The sequence below is a fragment of the Synergistota bacterium genome, assembly GCA_025060595.1.
Taxonomy (GTDB): domain Bacteria; phylum Synergistota; class GBS-1; order GBS-1; family GBS-1; genus 42-11.
Window position 1 is genome coordinate 134,937 of sequence record JANXBX010000001.1, and the last position, 16,047, is coordinate 150,983.

Here is a 16,047-nt window from a genome sequence, read left to right on the forward strand (position 1 = left end):
TTTTTATCTTGATCTCCTCCCCTAAAATTCCTCATAGCATTCTCTTTCTAATAACATCGTTTATGAAAACATCCAGAATCTTAGGATCAAATAACTTTTCAGAAAGCTTTTCCAATCTTGAAACAGCTTCCTCTACCGTTGGGAGAAAACCAAGCCTGCCCGAAAGTAAAGCATCAAAATAATTACACAACCCTATTATGCGAGCTTGCCCTATTATCTCTCCCCTCTCTAAACCTTGAGGATAACCACTCCCATCAAAGCTTTCATGATGCTGGTAAACAGCATGAGAAATGCTAATGGCTAAGTTTCTCATATTTCTTAAAAGACCGTAACCCAACAAAGGATGCATAGCTATAGTAAAGTCAATCTCACCCTTACTTAGAAAGGAGTTTAAGAAAAAATCCTCAACACTGAGAAAAAGCTTCCCTATATCGTGAAAAAGAGCAGCTGTTCCTATATCCCATATCCTTTTGACTTTGTAACCTAAGCTAAAGGCTGTAAACATCGATAAAACCGCTACATTAAGCCAATGTTCCCAAAGCATACCTCCATCCTCATAACTAAAACTTCCCAGACTTATAAGCTTTCTTTCTCCTTTAAAGATCTCCCTTAAAAGCGCTAAGGTTATCTTCCTACCTAATTCAATAAAGAAAGCGATCTTAGATCTTTCCCACTGAACAGCCTTATCGAATCTCTTCAATATTAACTCACTATCTTCCCAACTAACAATTCCAAAAGAAGCTTTCCTAAACACGCTTAAGTTTTTTCTTAATCCTGTGTAAATTTCCCTAACCTTATTCAAAAAGGGGTTCTCGAGAAGATCGCCTGACTTTTCGTAAATTTCCCTCTCGTCTTCGCTTTCAAAAACTGCAACATGAGATATACTAAATCTCTTAATACTATCTATATGCTTCTTCTCGAGAGAAACCCCCCTCTTTAAAAGAGAATATCCCTCAGGGGTATATATACTTCTTCCAAGAAGCTCTCCCCCCTTAAGCTCATCAACTCTGACTATTTTCAAGTATCTTTAACACCTCTTTCATTGCATCATCTACAGAATAAGCAAGTTTAACAAAGTTAAAATTATCAAAATAAAACTTTATCCTCCTTTCCTCCATCCCACTTTGAGGAATACCAATGGTGAACCTCTCAAGAAAGACAGAATATGCAAAAGAAAGGCCCCCAGAGGAAATAACTATAGAAGAGCACTCGTATAAAAATGCGAGATCCTTTAAAGACTTATAAAGTTTAATATTAGAAGGAAGAGAGGTCTTCGAAAAAATGGAGTAGTCAGAATTAAGGGGACCAAAGATAATATGAACATTTATGTTTTCCTTAATAGGGTTTTCCTGAATAAGATGAAGAAACTGTCTTGTAAATTTCCTCGGATCTGCCCCACCAAACGTAACGAGAATATCTCTTCCTCTAGGGGGAAGCCCCTTCAAACGTCTTATTTCTAAAGGGGGGTAAACATAATCCCAACCAGTTAAAACCTCTTTAGCTTTAAAGCTCATATAACTAGAGAAGATAAAATCAGGATAAACTAGGACATCAACTTCAAAATTATTCATAGTACCATCGTTATCAAAGAGAACAACGAATTTCCTATCTTTGAGAGAGCCTAAGATTTCCAATACCTCCTCTTTACTAGGAAGATCTATGACAACCCCGGAAGATTCTGCAAGTTTGGTATTAAAGGCCGTTTTTATACCTTCCCTCCATAAATCTCTTGCTATATATATAGACCTATATACGTGACCAAGACCTTTCTCTTTAGACCCCTTACAAAATAAGGTAATCAAAGGACTCCTATAATCTTTAAGCTTTAAAGCTATCAAAGAAACAAGGTTAGTTCTTTCCTCAAACCCCACCTATAATTTATCCTTTCCTTCTTTCATCTTTTTAAGTATCTCCCACTCTGGATCCTTCCACAGAAAACCAATCTCTGGAAGAAGAGAACCTATATATTTACTTGAAGCTTTAGAATAATCCTTAACCTCCCTATCCTTGACCTCGTGGAAAACAAGTTGAGCAATTCTTGTACCAGGATAAAGATAGAGAGGAGCTATCCCAAGGTTAGCAAGCTCAAGGGTTATTACTCCCCTGTAGCCAGGGGAAACAACAGTAGCTGTTGCTACCACAAGGCCAAGCCTTCCCCATGAAGACCTCCCTTCAACATAAGCCATATATTTTTCACTTAAAGCCACATATTCAAGGGTGCTTGATAGAGCAAAATCTCCCGGATGAAGAACAAATGCCTGCCCCGGCTCTAAAAATATTCTTTCTCCAACCATGGGAAGAAAAGGAGCATCCCCACTTAATGGATCGAATGCTCCCATGACTCTCTTCCTGAAGAGAATAAAATCAAGGCCAAGCCTTACATCTAGGCTCCCCTTACCGATCTGAACAGCAGGATCCAAAAGAGGTATGATCTTTATTTCACCACTTTCTATCGCCCTCAATATCTCCTGAGAAGGTATCACTCCCATGCTTAAACTTATACCACTCCTTTCTAAACGCTCTCAGCTTTAAAGCAGTCATAAGAAGTTCACTAATATTTCTCCTATCTGTTCCCTCTTTAATTAAAATCCAACCAGCGTTAAAAAGCTCAGGAAGAGAGCAATCTATAGGAGGAAGAGAGTCTTTGAGCTGATTGATTGCAAAGCTTATATTCTCCATCACAGGGTTATCTATATCTTTATAGAACTTCAATCTAGACTCCCCTTTAGGAAACAAAACCTCTCCTAAAGCAAACTTATAAGCTTCTCCATATCTTTTTATAGCCATCTTATCAGAGGAAGGAATGTCCAATCCAATCCATCTCAAATATAAACCATAAAGATATGGATAAAGAAGAGGCTCCTCCAGGAAAAACTCCGGAAGCAGAAGGAGAAAGAAGTCTTTCATAGGATAATAAGTGGGAAACCAACCATCATAAGTGGAAACTATAGGTTTGATACCGCTTTCCTCTTCCAGGTAGGCCTTTAGAGCCCAGGGTATATCCATCCGAGAACTTCTTAAGAGGTATCTAAAAAGACGTTCAAGAAAAAGTAAATCTTTCTCATTAGGTTTAAGAGAAAGTCTCCCTTTCAGGAATTCCAAAACCTTTAAAACCTGAGGAGATATAGAAGGAAGACTCTCAAAGCTTTCTATTTCAAGCCTGAGGCGCTCTATTCTATAAGACATTATTTCTATCATCTTGTATTTATTATAACATAAAAAAATAAAAGGGAGAAAACTCTTCTTGAGCTTCTCCCTTGCTATCAACTGGTGGAGCTGACGGGAGTCGAACCCGTGACCTCTTCCATGCCAAGGAAGCGCGCTCCCACTGCGCTACAGCCCCAAGCTATGGGATATTATAAAAGCACAACCTGAAATTGTCAAGGAACCAAAAATAGAAAAATACAGGAACACCTTAACCTCATTTATGGCATTTCAAAAGGCTAAAACAGGTATATGCATTCTACCTACCCTCAAGGAAGCAAAAGTCAAACTAAAGGCATAATTACGATTAAAGCAATCTAAATCTTACCACTATGGGGATCCTTTGCTAGTAATAATAAAGTCAAGTTAACTTTTTACATGCGTCTTTAAGAGGACAAGCATGACAATTAGGCTTACTAGGTCTGCAGTAAGTTCTCCCTATGAGTATCAACAGTTTATGAGCTATTAATCTGTCTTCGGGCGGGAAAACCTCCATTAGTTTCAGTCTAATAATTTCATAGCTATCTTTTTGATTTACTAAACCAAATCTTTTTACAACCCTTTCAATATGCCTATCAATCGCAAATGTTTCATTATATCCAATGTGAAGAAGTATAACATCTGCAGTTTTAGGACCTATCCCATAAATGCTCATTAAAGACTTTCTAGGGTCTTCTTCCTCAAGAACCTTTCTTATATCCCCATTCCAAAAATTTATAACTTTATTAGCAAGATTTAAAATATATCTGGACTTGCTCTTCTTTAAACCTGATAAGGATATAACCGACTCTAAAACTTCCGATTCAAGAGAGAGAATACCATGAGGAGTGACCCTGCCACCAAGCTCCTCTTTTAAACAAATAAAAGCTTTAATAGCATTCACATCAGAGGTATTCTGAGAGAGAATTGTAGCAACTGCCACCTCAAAAGGATCAGAGGAAATAGAACTAGAGAAAACCCCTTTAAGATTAAGTCCCTTGAGAATATCTCTCAAATTCATGACTTATCACATAAACCCTTAACTGGAGCCATTATTTTCATACCATTAGATAAGGTCAAAACAATCCTTAAAACGCCCAAGTCCAGAGATTTTGAGTCTTCCCAATGACACCACAAATTGTAAACCTTACGGCCATAGACTTTAAGATAAAGAGAACCATCATACGCGCTTAAAAGCCTTCCATTTTCATCAGTGACTGCTATAACAGGACAACCATCTCCAAGATAAGTATTCCAACTAGCTAAAGAATTGGTAGTGGAATAAAGTTCTATACCAGTTATAATACCGTTTCCCTCAAGTACAAGCTTTAGATGAAGGTCTGGTTTAGAATCTCCCTTTATCTCCTCAGAAACTGAAACATAATCCTCTGATCCAATTCCTGAAATAGCACATTCCCTTACAGTAATTGGATATTTATAAATTTCTTCTTTCTTAACAGGAAAATCTACCTTCCTTCCGTCAGAAAGCCAGAGAAAAACTTTATATGAATATTCTTCGCGCGTCATTACTCCAGAATCACAAACATAAAGATTAAGAGTATCTTCCCCTTTGACTGGAATGTTTATACTTCCTGAAGGAAGGTTCAGAAACTTACCTGACTTATCTAAAACAGCTATAGCTGGTATCCCATCACCAGGGATTGTATTCCAAGAGGTAATGTTGTTTTTACCATACCCTCTTACTTCAATAGCTTTTATAGCAACTCCAACCCCTTCAACCTCTATCAAAAATCTCCCATCTCTAAAACCATCAGGGCCAATCTCTTCAGAAAAATTAACATGATCATAATCAGAAATGCCATAAAATAAAGCATCCTTAATCCTAAAGAAGCTTTTCTCAGGCAAAGCTGGTTTCAGTTCCCAGCTATAAAACTCAGCAGCTGATGAATACTCACCAATCGACTTAGCAAAAAAGCCTATATATTTAAATAGTTCTTCCTTAAGGTTAAGCTTACCAAGAAATTCCCAATCTCCATCTAAATCAGCTTTAAAATAAAAACTGATTTCATTCTTGCTTTTCCTAACTTTCAAAAGACCTTCTTTAGACTTAAACGGAACTTCAAAAGCATATCCTAAGCTACACTTTTTGGGAAGGCTTCCCGCAAGAACAAGTTTATCCCTATCGTGTGGACCAAACAAAAGATGATAAGTTTTAGACTCACCGCCATCCCAAAGAATTAGGCCGAAAGAGGAACCAGGATACCTTTTCTTAGCTTTAAAATGAGAGGTAAATTCCCAATCTCCCAAAGGAACCTCTTTAACTAAAAGTGGGGCTCCCTTTTTTGTCTCTCCTTTTCTATAACAAAGGCTAATATCCTGATAAGGATTCGAATAAAGAAATAAATGATAAGAAGTATAAAAGAAATAAAGGTCATTACCTTCAGGGTCACTCCAGAACCATCCCTGAGCCTGTGAGTGAATACAACTAAGAAAAGTAAAAACTATACAAAAAACAGTTAGAAGAATTTTTATAACACTCATTTTCTTCCGTAATCAAATTATAACATAGAATAAAAAGGGACATCCCCTCCCTTGAGGATGTCCCCTTTAGGCAAAGCCTAACAATGAACATATAAATTAATTATGCTCTTTTCTAAGCTACCATCTTACCTAATTCATATCCTATATTAAAAGCTTTAAGGTTTTTATCCTCTGTACCTTGGGGAACTCTAGCAAGTATAGCCTTTTCAAAGGATTCCTTCTTGACTATATTTTCTATTAAAGCACATAATACTCCTAATGCAATTATATTAGCAAAAAGAGGAGTTCCAAAGCTATCCACGCTCGTTTTCACTATCGGAAGATGCAAAAGCTTTCCCTTAACCTGAGGAAGCTTTCTAACAAAAAAATCGTCCACTATAAGTATACCGCCCTCTTTAAGATCAGTACCATGCTTATCCGCAGACTCTTGAGTCAAAGCTATAACTATATCAGGAGAGGCAACTTTGGGATAATCTATCTCCACATCACTTATTACCACCTCAGATTTACTTGCACCACCTCTTGCTTCCGGACCATAAGACTGAGTCTGAACTGCATTCTTTCCCTCATAAACAGCCACTGCCTCTCCAAGGATTACCCCAGCAAGGACTATACCTTGTCCCCCCGCCCCTGAAAATCTAACCTCAAAGCGCCCTATCATTCTTCAGTCCCCTCCTCCTGAGCCACCTTGCACAGATCCTGATAGAGCTGGGTGTATTCTATCATCTCCTTATCCGCAAACTCCCCGATAACTATTTTGCCTTCAAGCTCTTGAGGAGACATCTCCTTAGCCTTAGATATAGGAAAACTATTATTTTTTAGCCATTCCATCATCTCAACTGGTCCTCTAAGTCTATTCCTTCTCCCAAACTGAGTAGGACAAACCGATACAATTTCAACGAAGGAAAAGCCCTTCTTTTCCAAAGCCCTCTTTATAAACTTTTCTGTCTGAGGAACGTGAAATACCGTAGCCCTGGCTACATAAACCGCTCCAGCTGCAATAGCAAGATTACATAAATCAAACTGGCGTTCAATAAAACCATAAGGCGCTGTGGATCCCTTAGCCCCATGGGGAGTAGTTGGTGAAGCTTGCCCACCTGTCATTCCATATATGTAGTTATTTAAGACTATCGCAGTCATATCTAGATTTCTTCTTGCCGCATGAATAAAGTGATTTCCTCCTATGGCAGCACAATCTCCGTCACCCATGACAGCTACAACCTTTAACTTAGGATTAGCAAGTTTAATTCCAGTAGCAAAAGCCAAAGCTCTTCCGTGAGTAGTATGAAGGGTGTTGGCATTGATATATCCAGGAATCCTTGAAGAACAACCTATTCCTGAAACTACCATGACCTCTTCAGGATTATATCCCATAGAATCGAAAGCCCTGACTAAAGCATGAAGGGCAATACCATGGCCGCAACCAGCACAAAATATATGTGGGAAAAGCCCCAACCTTAAAAACCGAGCGATATTTCCGCGGGGCATCTTAGACAACCTCCTTTATCTTTTCTAATATTTGGCCTGGGGTTATCATCTCGGTATCAAGTCTAAGTAAACTGTATACTTCACATTTGCCACGAATAGCCCTCTCAACCTCCCTAACCATAAGCCCAGGATTCATCTCGGGAACTATAATCGCTTTAACCTTAGAAGCTGCTTCCCTTAAAGGTTCGTCCGGAAAAGGCCAAAGCATGACTGGTCTAAACAAACCTACCTTATATCCTAATTTCCGAGCCTCTCTTATGGCTCCCATGGCAGACCTAGCTACACAACCGAAAGCCACAACAAGAACATCTGCATCATCAGTAGCAAAGGTAGAAAACTTTACAAGAAGATCTTTCCCTTTTTCAAACTTCCTTAACAACCTTAAATTCAAGGCTTCTATTACCTTAGGATCATTAGTGGGAAGCCCATATTCATCATGAACAAGCCCAGTAACATGGAAACAGTATCCTTCCCCATATGCTGCCATAGGAGGAATATCATCTTCAGGATCCGCTCTATAAGGACGATAATCTAAAAAAGAGGTTGACGGTTTTTTCCTATTAACTATTTTTACCTCGTATTCTTCAGGTATCTCCATTTTTTCCCTCATATGCCCCACAATCTCATCGGTTAATAAAATCACAGGACTTCTAAAGCGTTCAGCAAGATTAACAGCTTCAATTGTCAAATCAAAACATTCTTTAACAGTTGAAGGAGAAAGAACTATTAAAGGAAAGCCACCGTGAGATCCCCACCTTGCCTGCATGAAATCTCCCTGGAAAGGTTTCGTAGGGGTACCTGTGGATGGACCTCCTCTTTGAACATCGACTACAACAACAGGCACCTCAGCCATTATTGCAAAACCTATATTCTCCTGCTTGAGAGAAAAACCAGGTCCACTTGTAGCAGTCATGCTTTTCAATCCAGCTAAAGAAGCACCTATAGCAGCAGCCATACTTCCTATCTCGTCTTCCATCTGTATGAAGATTCCACCTACTTTCGGAAGCTCAGCAGAAAGTATTTCCGCGATCTCAGATGAAGGAGTTATAGGGTAACCGGCATAAAACCTAACACCAGCCATTATAGCTCCCATTGCAACTGCACGATTCCCTTGCCAAAATACAATTTTACCCAACCCTCTCCGCCTCCTCAACTATTATAGCCAAATCAGGACAATAATACTCACATCTTCTACAGCCTATACAATTTTCCTGAAACTTTACCTCTGCCTTTAGTCTATCCCCCATAATAAGCACGTTCTTAGGACAAAAAGCTACACACAAACCACATCCCTTACACCACTTCTCATTTATCCTAACCACAAATTGCCCAGCCACTCCCTCTGCCCCCCTCTTGAAGCAATATATGTTGCTTCTGTATTTTAGATTATATACTTTCACTATAAAACAATCAATCCTAATAGGCAAAAATAAAGAGAGGAAACCCAATATATTGGGTTTCCTCTCTTTAAAATTCTCAGATGCAAAAATGTTTACTTCTTAGCAAGATTTGGAAGAAGCTCTTCCAAAAGCTTACCTAGCTTATAAACTATAGGATAATCTAAATCCTTAGCCCAACCACTATCAATACCCTCATAGTATTCCACTTTAACTTCCTTAAGAGCATCTTTCGCAATCACTTTAAGAACCGGCTTTACGTCAGGTGGAAGCTCTCCATTATAAACAATCTTTTCAGCTTCTATATCGCAAAGCTCCCTTGCTATGCTATCTGCATTTTCGGTACCAGTCCACTTTCCACCCTCTTCCTTTATCGAAACTTTATTGCCATTTGGATACTCTATCTCTATAAAGTTAAGAGAATAATAGCTACCCCTCAGAGGTCTTTTATCAAGCAAATCATTTATAGAGGTTACCCTCAAAGTCTTAGGAATATGCTTCCCAAATTTATATACACTTACACCACCCTTAAGCATTCCCCAAAGGGTCCTTTCATCCTTAGACCAGGAGTAAAGGACTTCATATTCTTTACCCTTCTCAGTTTTAAGTTTAACTATAAGTTGGGGAGAGTCTAACCCATATTCTTTCAGATCCTTAGGGTTATCTATTATCTCCTCAGCTTTTCCCTCAACTACATCCCAAAGTACATCAGTAACCTTATCCTGACTTATAGGAACATTTACAGGAGATGTAATATTCCAAAGGCTTTGCTCACCCCTTTTGAAGGAAAACTCTCTAGCAGGCCTAAGATAAGACAAAGAAAATTCCTGAATAGCTATGGTATTCTCAGGAATAAGGTCTTTTTTGCGGAGAGAGTAAAGACTTTGATCAATTTGTTTAAAAACGTAGGAGCCAATAAGATAAATAGCCTTGTCCCCTTCAACCATTAAATACCTTTCAGCAGTGATTGGATTTTCCTTCCCTAATAAAAAGGTCACCTTTTCTCCCTTTTTATTTTCAACCTTAAACACTACCTCAGGTTTATCAAGACCATAATCTTTAGGATCACCAGAATCAGCTACTTTTTCTTTAGTAGCATCCTTAATGGAAGAAAACATCAGACTGATCGTAAAGTCGTCTGCCAATGTATTAACAGGAGAAGTTATCTCCCATGAATCTTTTCCCGTTCTTACCACCCTTGCATTTAGATTCTTTGAGTCAACTTTAAGCTCAAAGGCTACTACCTCCTCCTCAGGCCAGGGAATAAACTTAGACTCTTCCCTTTTTCTCCTTTCTGATGGAACATCTATAACAAATATGTAAAATAAAAGAGAAGCAAGGATTATCGAAAGAATAAAAGTACTCCTTCTCATCTTCATCACAATCTCCTCCTTATGATCCAAGCCATTCCTCCCAGAAGAAACAGAACTCCAGGAACTATGACAAGTGAAAGCCATAAACTAAGGTTACCAAGCCATGAGGGAATCATGAAGGCGGTGTACTTACCCTTCATGATAGGTATGTCAACAAGCTTAATCTCCTTAGCAAGATAAAACGTAAATCTCTGTGCTAGATCTCCATTACCAGATATTCTAAAATTAGCGTTTCTCAAGAAGTCACTATCCCCAATTACTATAGCTTCTCCCTCCCTCTGAGTATCTCTAACTAGATAAGCTAAGGTTAAAGGCCCCTTTATATCTTTCCCCTCATCAAACTCAACAACAGTTGTATCAGGTTTAATATCCATCTCAAGCCAACTTGAAGCGCCGGCCTCGAACAATTTATCCTCGCTAAGCCTGCCTTTTTCCTTACTTAAAGCAGTAGCAAGCGGGAAAAAGGTAGCCAAATTAAAATCTGAAAGAACCTTAGTATAGGGATAATTGACAATTACTGGAGTTAAAGCATTTGCTCCAAAAGCCTTAGCCAAAGGATCAATAATTACTCCATCATGGACAAAAACCTCAAAGTTTTCCAAACACCATGTTTTCCATATCTTTGGAGAATCATACTCTAAAGCTACGAGGATTCTCCCCCCACTTCTAAAGTATTCGGTAAGAGCATTAAGCTCCACCCCCAAAGGTTCCCTTTGAGGGCCAATTAAAATTACACATAAGGCATCAGGAGGAACTTTAGTAGTTGAGAGCAAGTTAAGAGCCTTTGGTGTAAATCCTTTCCCCTTAAGAGCATCCCTTAGAGCAGTTATGCCTTGGTCAGAAGCATCATCAAGAGAAGGCTCTCCATGCCCAGTAACAAAGTAAACAACCCTCTCTCCTATCATCTGAACTTTTATTATGGCATTAGTGATGTTCTCCTCATCAAAATAATCTACCTTAACTTGCCTGTCACCTTGAACCACTACAGCTTGGCCATAGAAATCTATACCGTACTTCTTAGCCTCAAGGGGTTGCTTGCTAGCATCTATTATAGAGTAAACTATTTTAGGGCAATAATACTTATAGGTATCAAGAAGAGTCTTAAATCTATCTACATCATCTCTCGCAGGAAAAGCATAAATTTCTATTTTATCTTTAACTTGACGAAGAACCTCTAAGGTCTTTTCATCTAACGTATTTTCTCTCCACATAGTTAAATCCCATCTATGATAGTGCTTATCAACAATATAATTTATTGCAACTAAAATACAAACCAAAAGTATGAAATTTATTATTAGAGTTCTTTTCTCTGTCATTACTTCCACCTCCTTGAGGCAAGAGAAATAACAGAAAGATAAAGAAAGAGCACTATCAAACTAACAAAGAAAACTATATTCCTCAGATCGATAACTCCCTCCGAGAAAGCTCTTACCCTATTGAATAGAGCAAGCCTCCAAAGTATACCACCTAAAACAGGATAAGTTGTTCCAACATTTGAAGCGGCCCAGTTGATAAACCACAACAAAATAAGAAGTGCAAAAGCAAGCATTGAAGCCGTGGCTTGCCTCCTAGTCAAAGATGCAGCAAATATACCTGCTGAAAAGAAAGCAGCACCTGCAAGAAGCATACCTATATAACCGGAAACTATCAAACCTATATCGAGTTCCCCAGCTCTGCTTAGAGTAAAAGGTATATAAAGGAAGATAACCAAAGCAATACCATAGATGAAGTAAGAGGCAAGGAACTTCCCCATAACTATCTGAAACTCAGTTATAGGAGAAGTCAGAAGTAGCTCAAAGGTCCCAGCGGCTTCCTCCTCTGGAAAGCTCCTCATAGTTAAAACGGGAACAAGAAAAATCAACAGAAACAGTATATTCTGAAAGAGTGGATAAAGAATAAACTTCGTAGAGTTAAGACCATATCCTCCCCACCTACTTACCTGAAGCATATAGTAAGCAAGGACGTTTATATAGAAGTAGCCCACTACAAGAAGAAAAGCCCCCACTACTGTATATGCCAATGGAGAAAGAAGATAAATCTTCAGGTCTTTTCTAAATATAGAAAGTATCATCTTCATGCCCTTCCCGCCTCCTCTTCAGTAACAAGCTGCAAGAACACTTCTTCTAATGTCATGCTGACCGGCTTCAATTCAAGTAAACCGGCACCAAGTCCAACAACAACTCTAGCTATATCCTCTCTAAGGTCAAGGCTTTGAGGATACTCAATAAGAATAGTATCATCTCTAGAAGGAACAACGCTTATTACGCTTGGAAGTTTAGAAAGCTCTTGAGAAACTTTATCCCTATAGCGAGCAACTTTAACCTCAACCTTTTTAGATGGTCTTAGACGAGCTTCCAGCCCTTCAAGAGTGTCCTCAGCAGCGATTCTTCCATTACTTATTATTATCACCCTGTCGCATGTAGCTGTTACCTCAGGCAATATATGAGTAGAAAGTATTACCGTGTGTCTCCCCTTCAAAGACTTAATTAAAGATCTAATCTCAACTATCTGAACAGCATCAAGTCCACTTGTAGGCTCATCAAGTATGAGCAAATCTGGATCTGATATCAGTGCCTGAGCTAACGCAACCCTTTGCCTATATCCGCGAGAAAGGTTTCCTATAAGCCTACCATAAACTTCCTTAAGGCCACAGTATTCTATAACCTCAGAGAGCCTTTCCTTCCTTCTATTTCTTGGAACATCTTTTATCTCCATCACAAACTTAAGATACTCCTTAACAGTAAGCTCCCTATATATAGGTGGGCTTTCAGGTAAATATCCTATTCTTCTTTTAACTTCAAGAGGATTTTCAGTTACATCATAACCAGCCACCTTAACTTTCCCTACGGAAGGAGGAAGATAACCGGTGATTATCCTCATGGTTGTCGTCTTCCCCGCTCCGTTCGGACCAAGAAAACCTAAAATCTCCCCCTCCCTTACAGTGAAATTTACATCGCGTAAAACCCATCTTCCGTGAAATTCCTTACCAAGATCTTGAACATCCACCAAGGCTTAGATCACCCCCTCTTATACTTCGTCACCTCTCTTAAGAATTTCTTCCTTTTCTTTATATCCTCTTCCTCCTCCACGCCCTTGCTTGGGAATCCATCAATAACACCAATTATACCCCTTCCCTGCTCCGTCTGAGCGACTATAATCTCAAGAGGGTTAGCAGTTGCAGTGAATATCCTACAAACTTCCTGGCAATTTTTAATAGCATTAAGCACATTGATAGGATAACCATCCTTAATCATTATAACGAAGGCATGACCTGCACTTAATTTTCTAGCATTCTCCACTGCAACTTTAATAAGCTCCTCATTATTCCCTTCGTATCTTATAAGACATGGCCCAGAAGCCTCACAAAAGGCTATACCAAATTTAAGATAAGGGGAACTAGTTATTAATATCTCATATAAATCTTCAACTGTTTTAATGAAATGACTGTGCCCAACTATTATATTACACCCTTCAGGTATTTCCATTCTAACAACCTCAAAATTAATCAAAAGACCCACCCCCTTTTTTCAAAGCCTATTAGCGATTTCCTCTGCCATCCTTAAGGTGGAAACCGCTTTCTTCTCATCCTCACCCTTATCCCTTAATATATCATAGGTAACATATCTGCCCTCCTCAAGAACAGATATAATCGCCTTCTCAAGCTTTAAAGCATAATCATTAAGATCAAGATACTCAAGCAACATCTTTGCTGTCATAAGCATAGCTGTAGGGTTTATCTTATACTGTCCAGCATACTTAGGCGCAGAACCATGTGTTGGCTCAAATAGAGCATATCTATCCCCGATGTTTCCAGAAGCTACAACTCCCATTCCCCCAACGAGCTGAGCACATTCATCAGAAAGAATATCTCCAAACATGTTAGTTGTAACCATAACATCATAGTTCTGTGGATTTTTTATAAGCCACATAGCAGTAGCATCAACATTTTCTATATTCCACTCTATCTCAGGATAATCCTTAGCTACCGTTTCCGCCACCTCCAAAAACATCCCACCAGTAGCTCTAACAACATTAGGCTTTTCCACTACAGTAACCTTTCTTCTTCCTTTCTCCCTCGCATAGTTGAAAGCTGCCCTTATTATCCTTTCACAACCTTCCCACGAAAAAATCCTTAAACTACCAGCAACATCTTTTTTACCCTTATATTTAGCTAGGTCGGGATGAAGAGAATAAAGCTCCTCAGGCAGAGGACGCCATTCGATTCCAGCGTAAAGATCTTCGGTATTTTCTCTAAAAAGGACTATATCTATGTCAGGCCTATGGGAAGGAACACCAGGAAGAGACTTAAAGGGTCTTAGGTTTATATAAAGATCAAACTTCTGTCTTATCTGAATCACAGCAGATTTAAATCCCTTAATCCCAGGTTTACTCGTTATAGCGCTAAGCAAAGCTGCATCGCTTTCCTGAAGTGCCTTCCAAGTTTGAGGCGGAACAGTATCTCCATATTTCTCCCACATGCACCACCCAGCATCAGCTCTCACCCAATCTATAGGCGGGTTAAGCTTTTCCATAACAAGCATACAAGCCTCCATAACATCATGACCAGAGTCATCTCCAGGTATATAAACCACCTTATATCTTTCCTTTTTCACCGGGACCCTCATAGAATATATCCCTCCATTTCTTTTGATTCCCCTATGGATTATACCATAAGGAATATGATATAATTTTCGCCTTGGGAGGTGGAAAAATGGCAAAGCTTTGTGAGATGTGCGGTAAGAAACCTGTTACTGGCTTTAAGGTAAGCCACTCCAACAGACACTCAAAAAGAAGATGGAACCCCAACCTGCAAGAAGTTAAGGCCATAATCGGAGGAGAAGTAAGAAGAGTAAAAGTCTGCGCTAGGTGTCTTAAAAGCGGCAAAGTAGTAAGAGCTATATAATAGTTATAACTAGCGTTATCAGTAGCACGGCGAAAACTACAGGTATAAGTTCAAGATAAACTTCACTCCATCTCACCTTATAATACTCCTTCGTAGTTATAAGGCACAAGTGAAAGGGAGAAACAAGGTGGCCGCTATACCCGCTCACAAAACTCCAGGCAGCAAGCTTCAAATTTACAGGATCTCCCATTAAGGGAACCAAAAGCGGAAAGGTTAGGGCCACCGCCGCCGTGCTTATTCCTGTCATAAAAGAAATCAAAAAGGGAAAGAAAAACAAAGAAAAAAGAATAGGAACATTAGCCGCCTTAAGTAGATTAGGAACCACATAAACCGCATTGCTCACTTTAAGCATGCTTTGGAAGCAAAAAATCGTGAAAACCATTGCTATAAGGTTGAAGTCTACAGAGGATTTAAATATGCCAATAGCTTGTTTTAAATGGAGATGCTTGCTTAATACTTCGCCTAAAACAGCTACTAAAAGGAGTAAAACTAAATTTATTTTAAATGCTAAAAAGCCTATAAGAACGAATAATACTGTCCAGGTAGTAAAAAGTAAGTCCAAAAGCTTCTTAAAGTTAAACGAAAAGCCGTTTAAATCCTCAGGTCTGCGAAATCTAAACCAGCTTGATATAGCCCCTAAAGCCATCGCTATAAAAACTATGTACCATTGATAAGAAATAACAGCCGCTAAAGAAACGCCCAAGGCAGCAGCTTCAAAAATAACAGAAGGATAAAGAGGAAGAGAGTATTCCCAAATGTGCCTAAACCAGTAGTTTATAAAATGTTTTAAGGAAGGTTTGGCTTTTAACTTATTCCCAATTTCATCAGTCAAAGAAGCAGTAAAAAGAGCCCCAGCAGGCATGGGAAGAAACCCAACTATCATTGGTGGAAAGAATATAACCATTCTCATATCGCCAAGGATGTCCGAGAGCTTATTACTCATCCTTTGAAGGGTTCCTGTATCCTTTAAAAGCCCGTTCAAAAACAATACGAGTATTATAACAGCAAGTACTTCCCAAACATTATAGTCTGTAACGGTCATAAAAAGAGCTTTCCAAAATCCTGAGACCCCTACATTAAACAAAAGCCCTAATAGCAGAAATCCAATTAACATGGTTAGCGATAAATTAACCCTTTTAAAAAGCAAGGCTATCAAGGTCACTAGCACAGCAAAAAGCTTTAATCCATCTAACATTTTTAA

The 16,047-nt window shown here is 38.9% G+C and carries 18 protein-coding genes and 1 tRNA gene; 1 reads left to right on the plus strand and 18 read right to left on the minus strand.

The genetic code is table 11. The features are described from left to right. Positions 1-31: 31 nt before the first annotated feature. The 17 genes from NZ900_00740 to NZ900_00820 form a co-directional block, all read right to left on the minus strand. On the minus strand, positions 32-1,021 hold the full coding sequence (locus tag NZ900_00740; protein ID MCS7232621.1) for an HD domain-containing protein: 990 nt from the start codon (positions 1,019-1,021) through the stop codon (positions 32-34). Continuing rightward, a complete protein-coding gene (locus NZ900_00745; protein MCS7232622.1) occupies positions 1,002-1,871 on the minus strand; it encodes a hypothetical protein in 870 nt (289 codons plus the stop codon). The genes NZ900_00740 and NZ900_00745 overlap by 20 nt, the downstream gene beginning before the upstream one ends. Then, positions 1,872-2,462: a dCTP deaminase gene (dcd, locus tag NZ900_00750; protein ID MCS7232623.1), complete on the minus strand. Its 591-nt coding sequence runs from the start codon at positions 2,460-2,462 to the stop codon at positions 1,872-1,874. Continuing rightward, positions 2,440-3,186, minus strand: a complete 747-nt coding sequence (locus NZ900_00755) for a hypothetical protein (GenBank protein ID MCS7232624.1) — start codon at positions 3,184-3,186, stop codon at positions 2,440-2,442. The genes dcd and NZ900_00755 overlap by 23 nt, the downstream gene beginning before the upstream one ends. Before the next feature lie 82 nt (positions 3,187-3,268). Further along, a tRNA-Ala gene (locus NZ900_00760) sits at positions 3,269-3,343 on the minus strand. A 222-nt stretch (positions 3,344-3,565) separates the two neighbouring features. Continuing rightward, the gene (locus NZ900_00765; GenBank protein MCS7232625.1) at positions 3,566-4,204 is read right to left on the minus strand and encodes an endonuclease III; all 639 of its coding nucleotides are present in this window, start codon (positions 4,202-4,204) and stop codon (positions 3,566-3,568) included. Next, positions 4,201-5,451 (minus strand): hypothetical protein, encoded by a 1,251-nt coding sequence (locus tag NZ900_00770; GenBank protein MCS7232626.1) that lies wholly within the window; start codon positions 5,449-5,451, stop codon positions 4,201-4,203. Before NZ900_00770 ends, NZ900_00765 begins: the two co-directional genes overlap by 4 nt. A 346-nt stretch (positions 5,452-5,797) precedes the next feature. Continuing rightward, on the minus strand, positions 5,798-6,346 hold the full coding sequence (locus NZ900_00775) for a 2-oxoacid:acceptor oxidoreductase family protein (GenBank protein MCS7232627.1): 549 nt from the start codon (positions 6,344-6,346) through the stop codon (positions 5,798-5,800). Further along, positions 6,343-7,173, minus strand: coding sequence for a 2-oxoacid:ferredoxin oxidoreductase subunit beta (locus NZ900_00780; GenBank protein ID MCS7232628.1), 831 nt, complete (start codon positions 7,171-7,173; stop codon positions 6,343-6,345). Before NZ900_00780 ends, NZ900_00775 begins: the two co-directional genes overlap by 4 nt. Position 7,174: 1 nt before the next feature. Continuing rightward, complete coding sequence (locus NZ900_00785) at positions 7,175-8,308, minus strand: 2-oxoacid:acceptor oxidoreductase subunit alpha (protein MCS7232629.1); 1,134 nt, start codon at positions 8,306-8,308, stop codon at positions 7,175-7,177. Then, the gene (locus NZ900_00790) at positions 8,301-8,510 is read right to left on the minus strand and encodes a 4Fe-4S binding protein (GenBank protein MCS7232630.1); all 210 of its coding nucleotides are present in this window, start codon (positions 8,508-8,510) and stop codon (positions 8,301-8,303) included. Before NZ900_00790 ends, NZ900_00785 begins: the two co-directional genes overlap by 8 nt. Before the next feature lie 155 nt (positions 8,511-8,665). Next, positions 8,666-9,949, minus strand: coding sequence for a DUF4340 domain-containing protein (locus NZ900_00795; protein MCS7232631.1), 1,284 nt, complete (start codon positions 9,947-9,949; stop codon positions 8,666-8,668). After that, positions 9,949-11,259, minus strand: coding sequence for a Gldg family protein (locus NZ900_00800; GenBank protein ID MCS7232632.1), 1,311 nt, complete (start codon positions 11,257-11,259; stop codon positions 9,949-9,951). Before NZ900_00800 ends, NZ900_00795 begins: the two co-directional genes overlap by 1 nt. Continuing rightward, positions 11,259-12,020, minus strand: coding sequence for an ABC transporter permease (locus tag NZ900_00805; protein MCS7232633.1), 762 nt, complete (start codon positions 12,018-12,020; stop codon positions 11,259-11,261). Before NZ900_00805 ends, NZ900_00800 begins: the two co-directional genes overlap by 1 nt. Then, on the minus strand, positions 12,017-12,949 hold the full coding sequence (locus tag NZ900_00810) for an ABC transporter ATP-binding protein (GenBank protein ID MCS7232634.1): 933 nt from the start codon (positions 12,947-12,949) through the stop codon (positions 12,017-12,019). Before NZ900_00810 ends, NZ900_00805 begins: the two co-directional genes overlap by 4 nt. Before the next feature lie 11 nt (positions 12,950-12,960). Then, positions 12,961-13,428 (minus strand): adenosine-specific kinase, encoded by a 468-nt coding sequence (locus NZ900_00815; protein ID MCS7232635.1) that lies wholly within the window; start codon positions 13,426-13,428, stop codon positions 12,961-12,963. Positions 13,429-13,470: 42 nt separating this feature from the next. Further along, positions 13,471-14,568 (minus strand): isocitrate/isopropylmalate dehydrogenase family protein, encoded by a 1,098-nt coding sequence (locus tag NZ900_00820; GenBank protein MCS7232636.1) that lies wholly within the window; start codon positions 14,566-14,568, stop codon positions 13,471-13,473. An 86-nt stretch (positions 14,569-14,654) separates the two neighbouring features. Here NZ900_00820 and rpmB point away from each other — a divergent pair, with 86 nt between their 5' ends. Next, positions 14,655-14,846 (plus strand): 50S ribosomal protein L28, encoded by a 192-nt coding sequence (gene rpmB, locus NZ900_00825; GenBank protein MCS7232637.1) that lies wholly within the window; start codon positions 14,655-14,657, stop codon positions 14,844-14,846. Here the strand turns inward: rpmB and NZ900_00830 are convergent. After that, positions 14,839-16,041 carry a DUF401 family protein gene (locus NZ900_00830; protein ID MCS7232638.1) on the minus strand — a complete coding sequence of 401 codons (1,203 nt, stop codon included), beginning with the start codon at positions 16,039-16,041 and terminating at the stop codon, positions 14,839-14,841. The genes rpmB and NZ900_00830 overlap by 8 nt on opposite strands. Positions 16,042-16,047: the final 6 nt, after the last annotated feature.

Excerpts from the sequence above, each read along its gene's own strand:
- NZ900_00755 (MCS7232624.1), bottom strand. The coding sequence starts at position 3,186 with ATGTCTTATAGAATAGAGCGCCTCAGGCTTGAAATAGAAAGCTTTGAG.
- NZ900_00765 (MCS7232625.1), bottom strand. The coding sequence starts at position 4,204 with ATGAATTTGAGAGATATTCTCAAGGGACTTAATCTTAAAGGGGTTTTC.
- NZ900_00775 (MCS7232627.1), bottom strand. The coding sequence starts at position 6,346 with ATGATAGGGCGCTTTGAGGTTAGATTTTCAGGGGCGGGGGGACAAGGT.
- NZ900_00780 (MCS7232628.1), bottom strand. The coding sequence starts at position 7,173 with ATGCCCCGCGGAAATATCGCTCGGTTTTTAAGGTTGGGGCTTTTCCCA.
- NZ900_00795 (MCS7232631.1), bottom strand. The coding sequence starts at position 9,949 with ATGAAGATGAGAAGGAGTACTTTTATTCTTTCGATAATCCTTGCTTCT.
- NZ900_00800 (MCS7232632.1), bottom strand. The coding sequence starts at position 11,259 with ATGACAGAGAAAAGAACTCTAATAATAAATTTCATACTTTTGGTTTGT.
- NZ900_00805 (MCS7232633.1), bottom strand. The coding sequence starts at position 12,020 with ATGAAGATGATACTTTCTATATTTAGAAAAGACCTGAAGATTTATCTT.
- NZ900_00815 (MCS7232635.1), bottom strand. The coding sequence starts at position 13,428 with ATGGAAATACCTGAAGGGTGTAATATAATAGTTGGGCACAGTCATTTC.
- NZ900_00820 (MCS7232636.1), bottom strand. The coding sequence starts at position 14,568 with ATGAGGGTCCCGGTGAAAAAGGAAAGATATAAGGTGGTTTATATACCT.
- rpmB (MCS7232637.1), top strand. The coding sequence starts at position 14,655 with ATGGCAAAGCTTTGTGAGATGTGCGGTAAGAAACCTGTTACTGGCTTT.
- NZ900_00830 (MCS7232638.1), bottom strand. The coding sequence starts at position 16,041 with ATGTTAGATGGATTAAAGCTTTTTGCTGTGCTAGTGACCTTGATAGCC.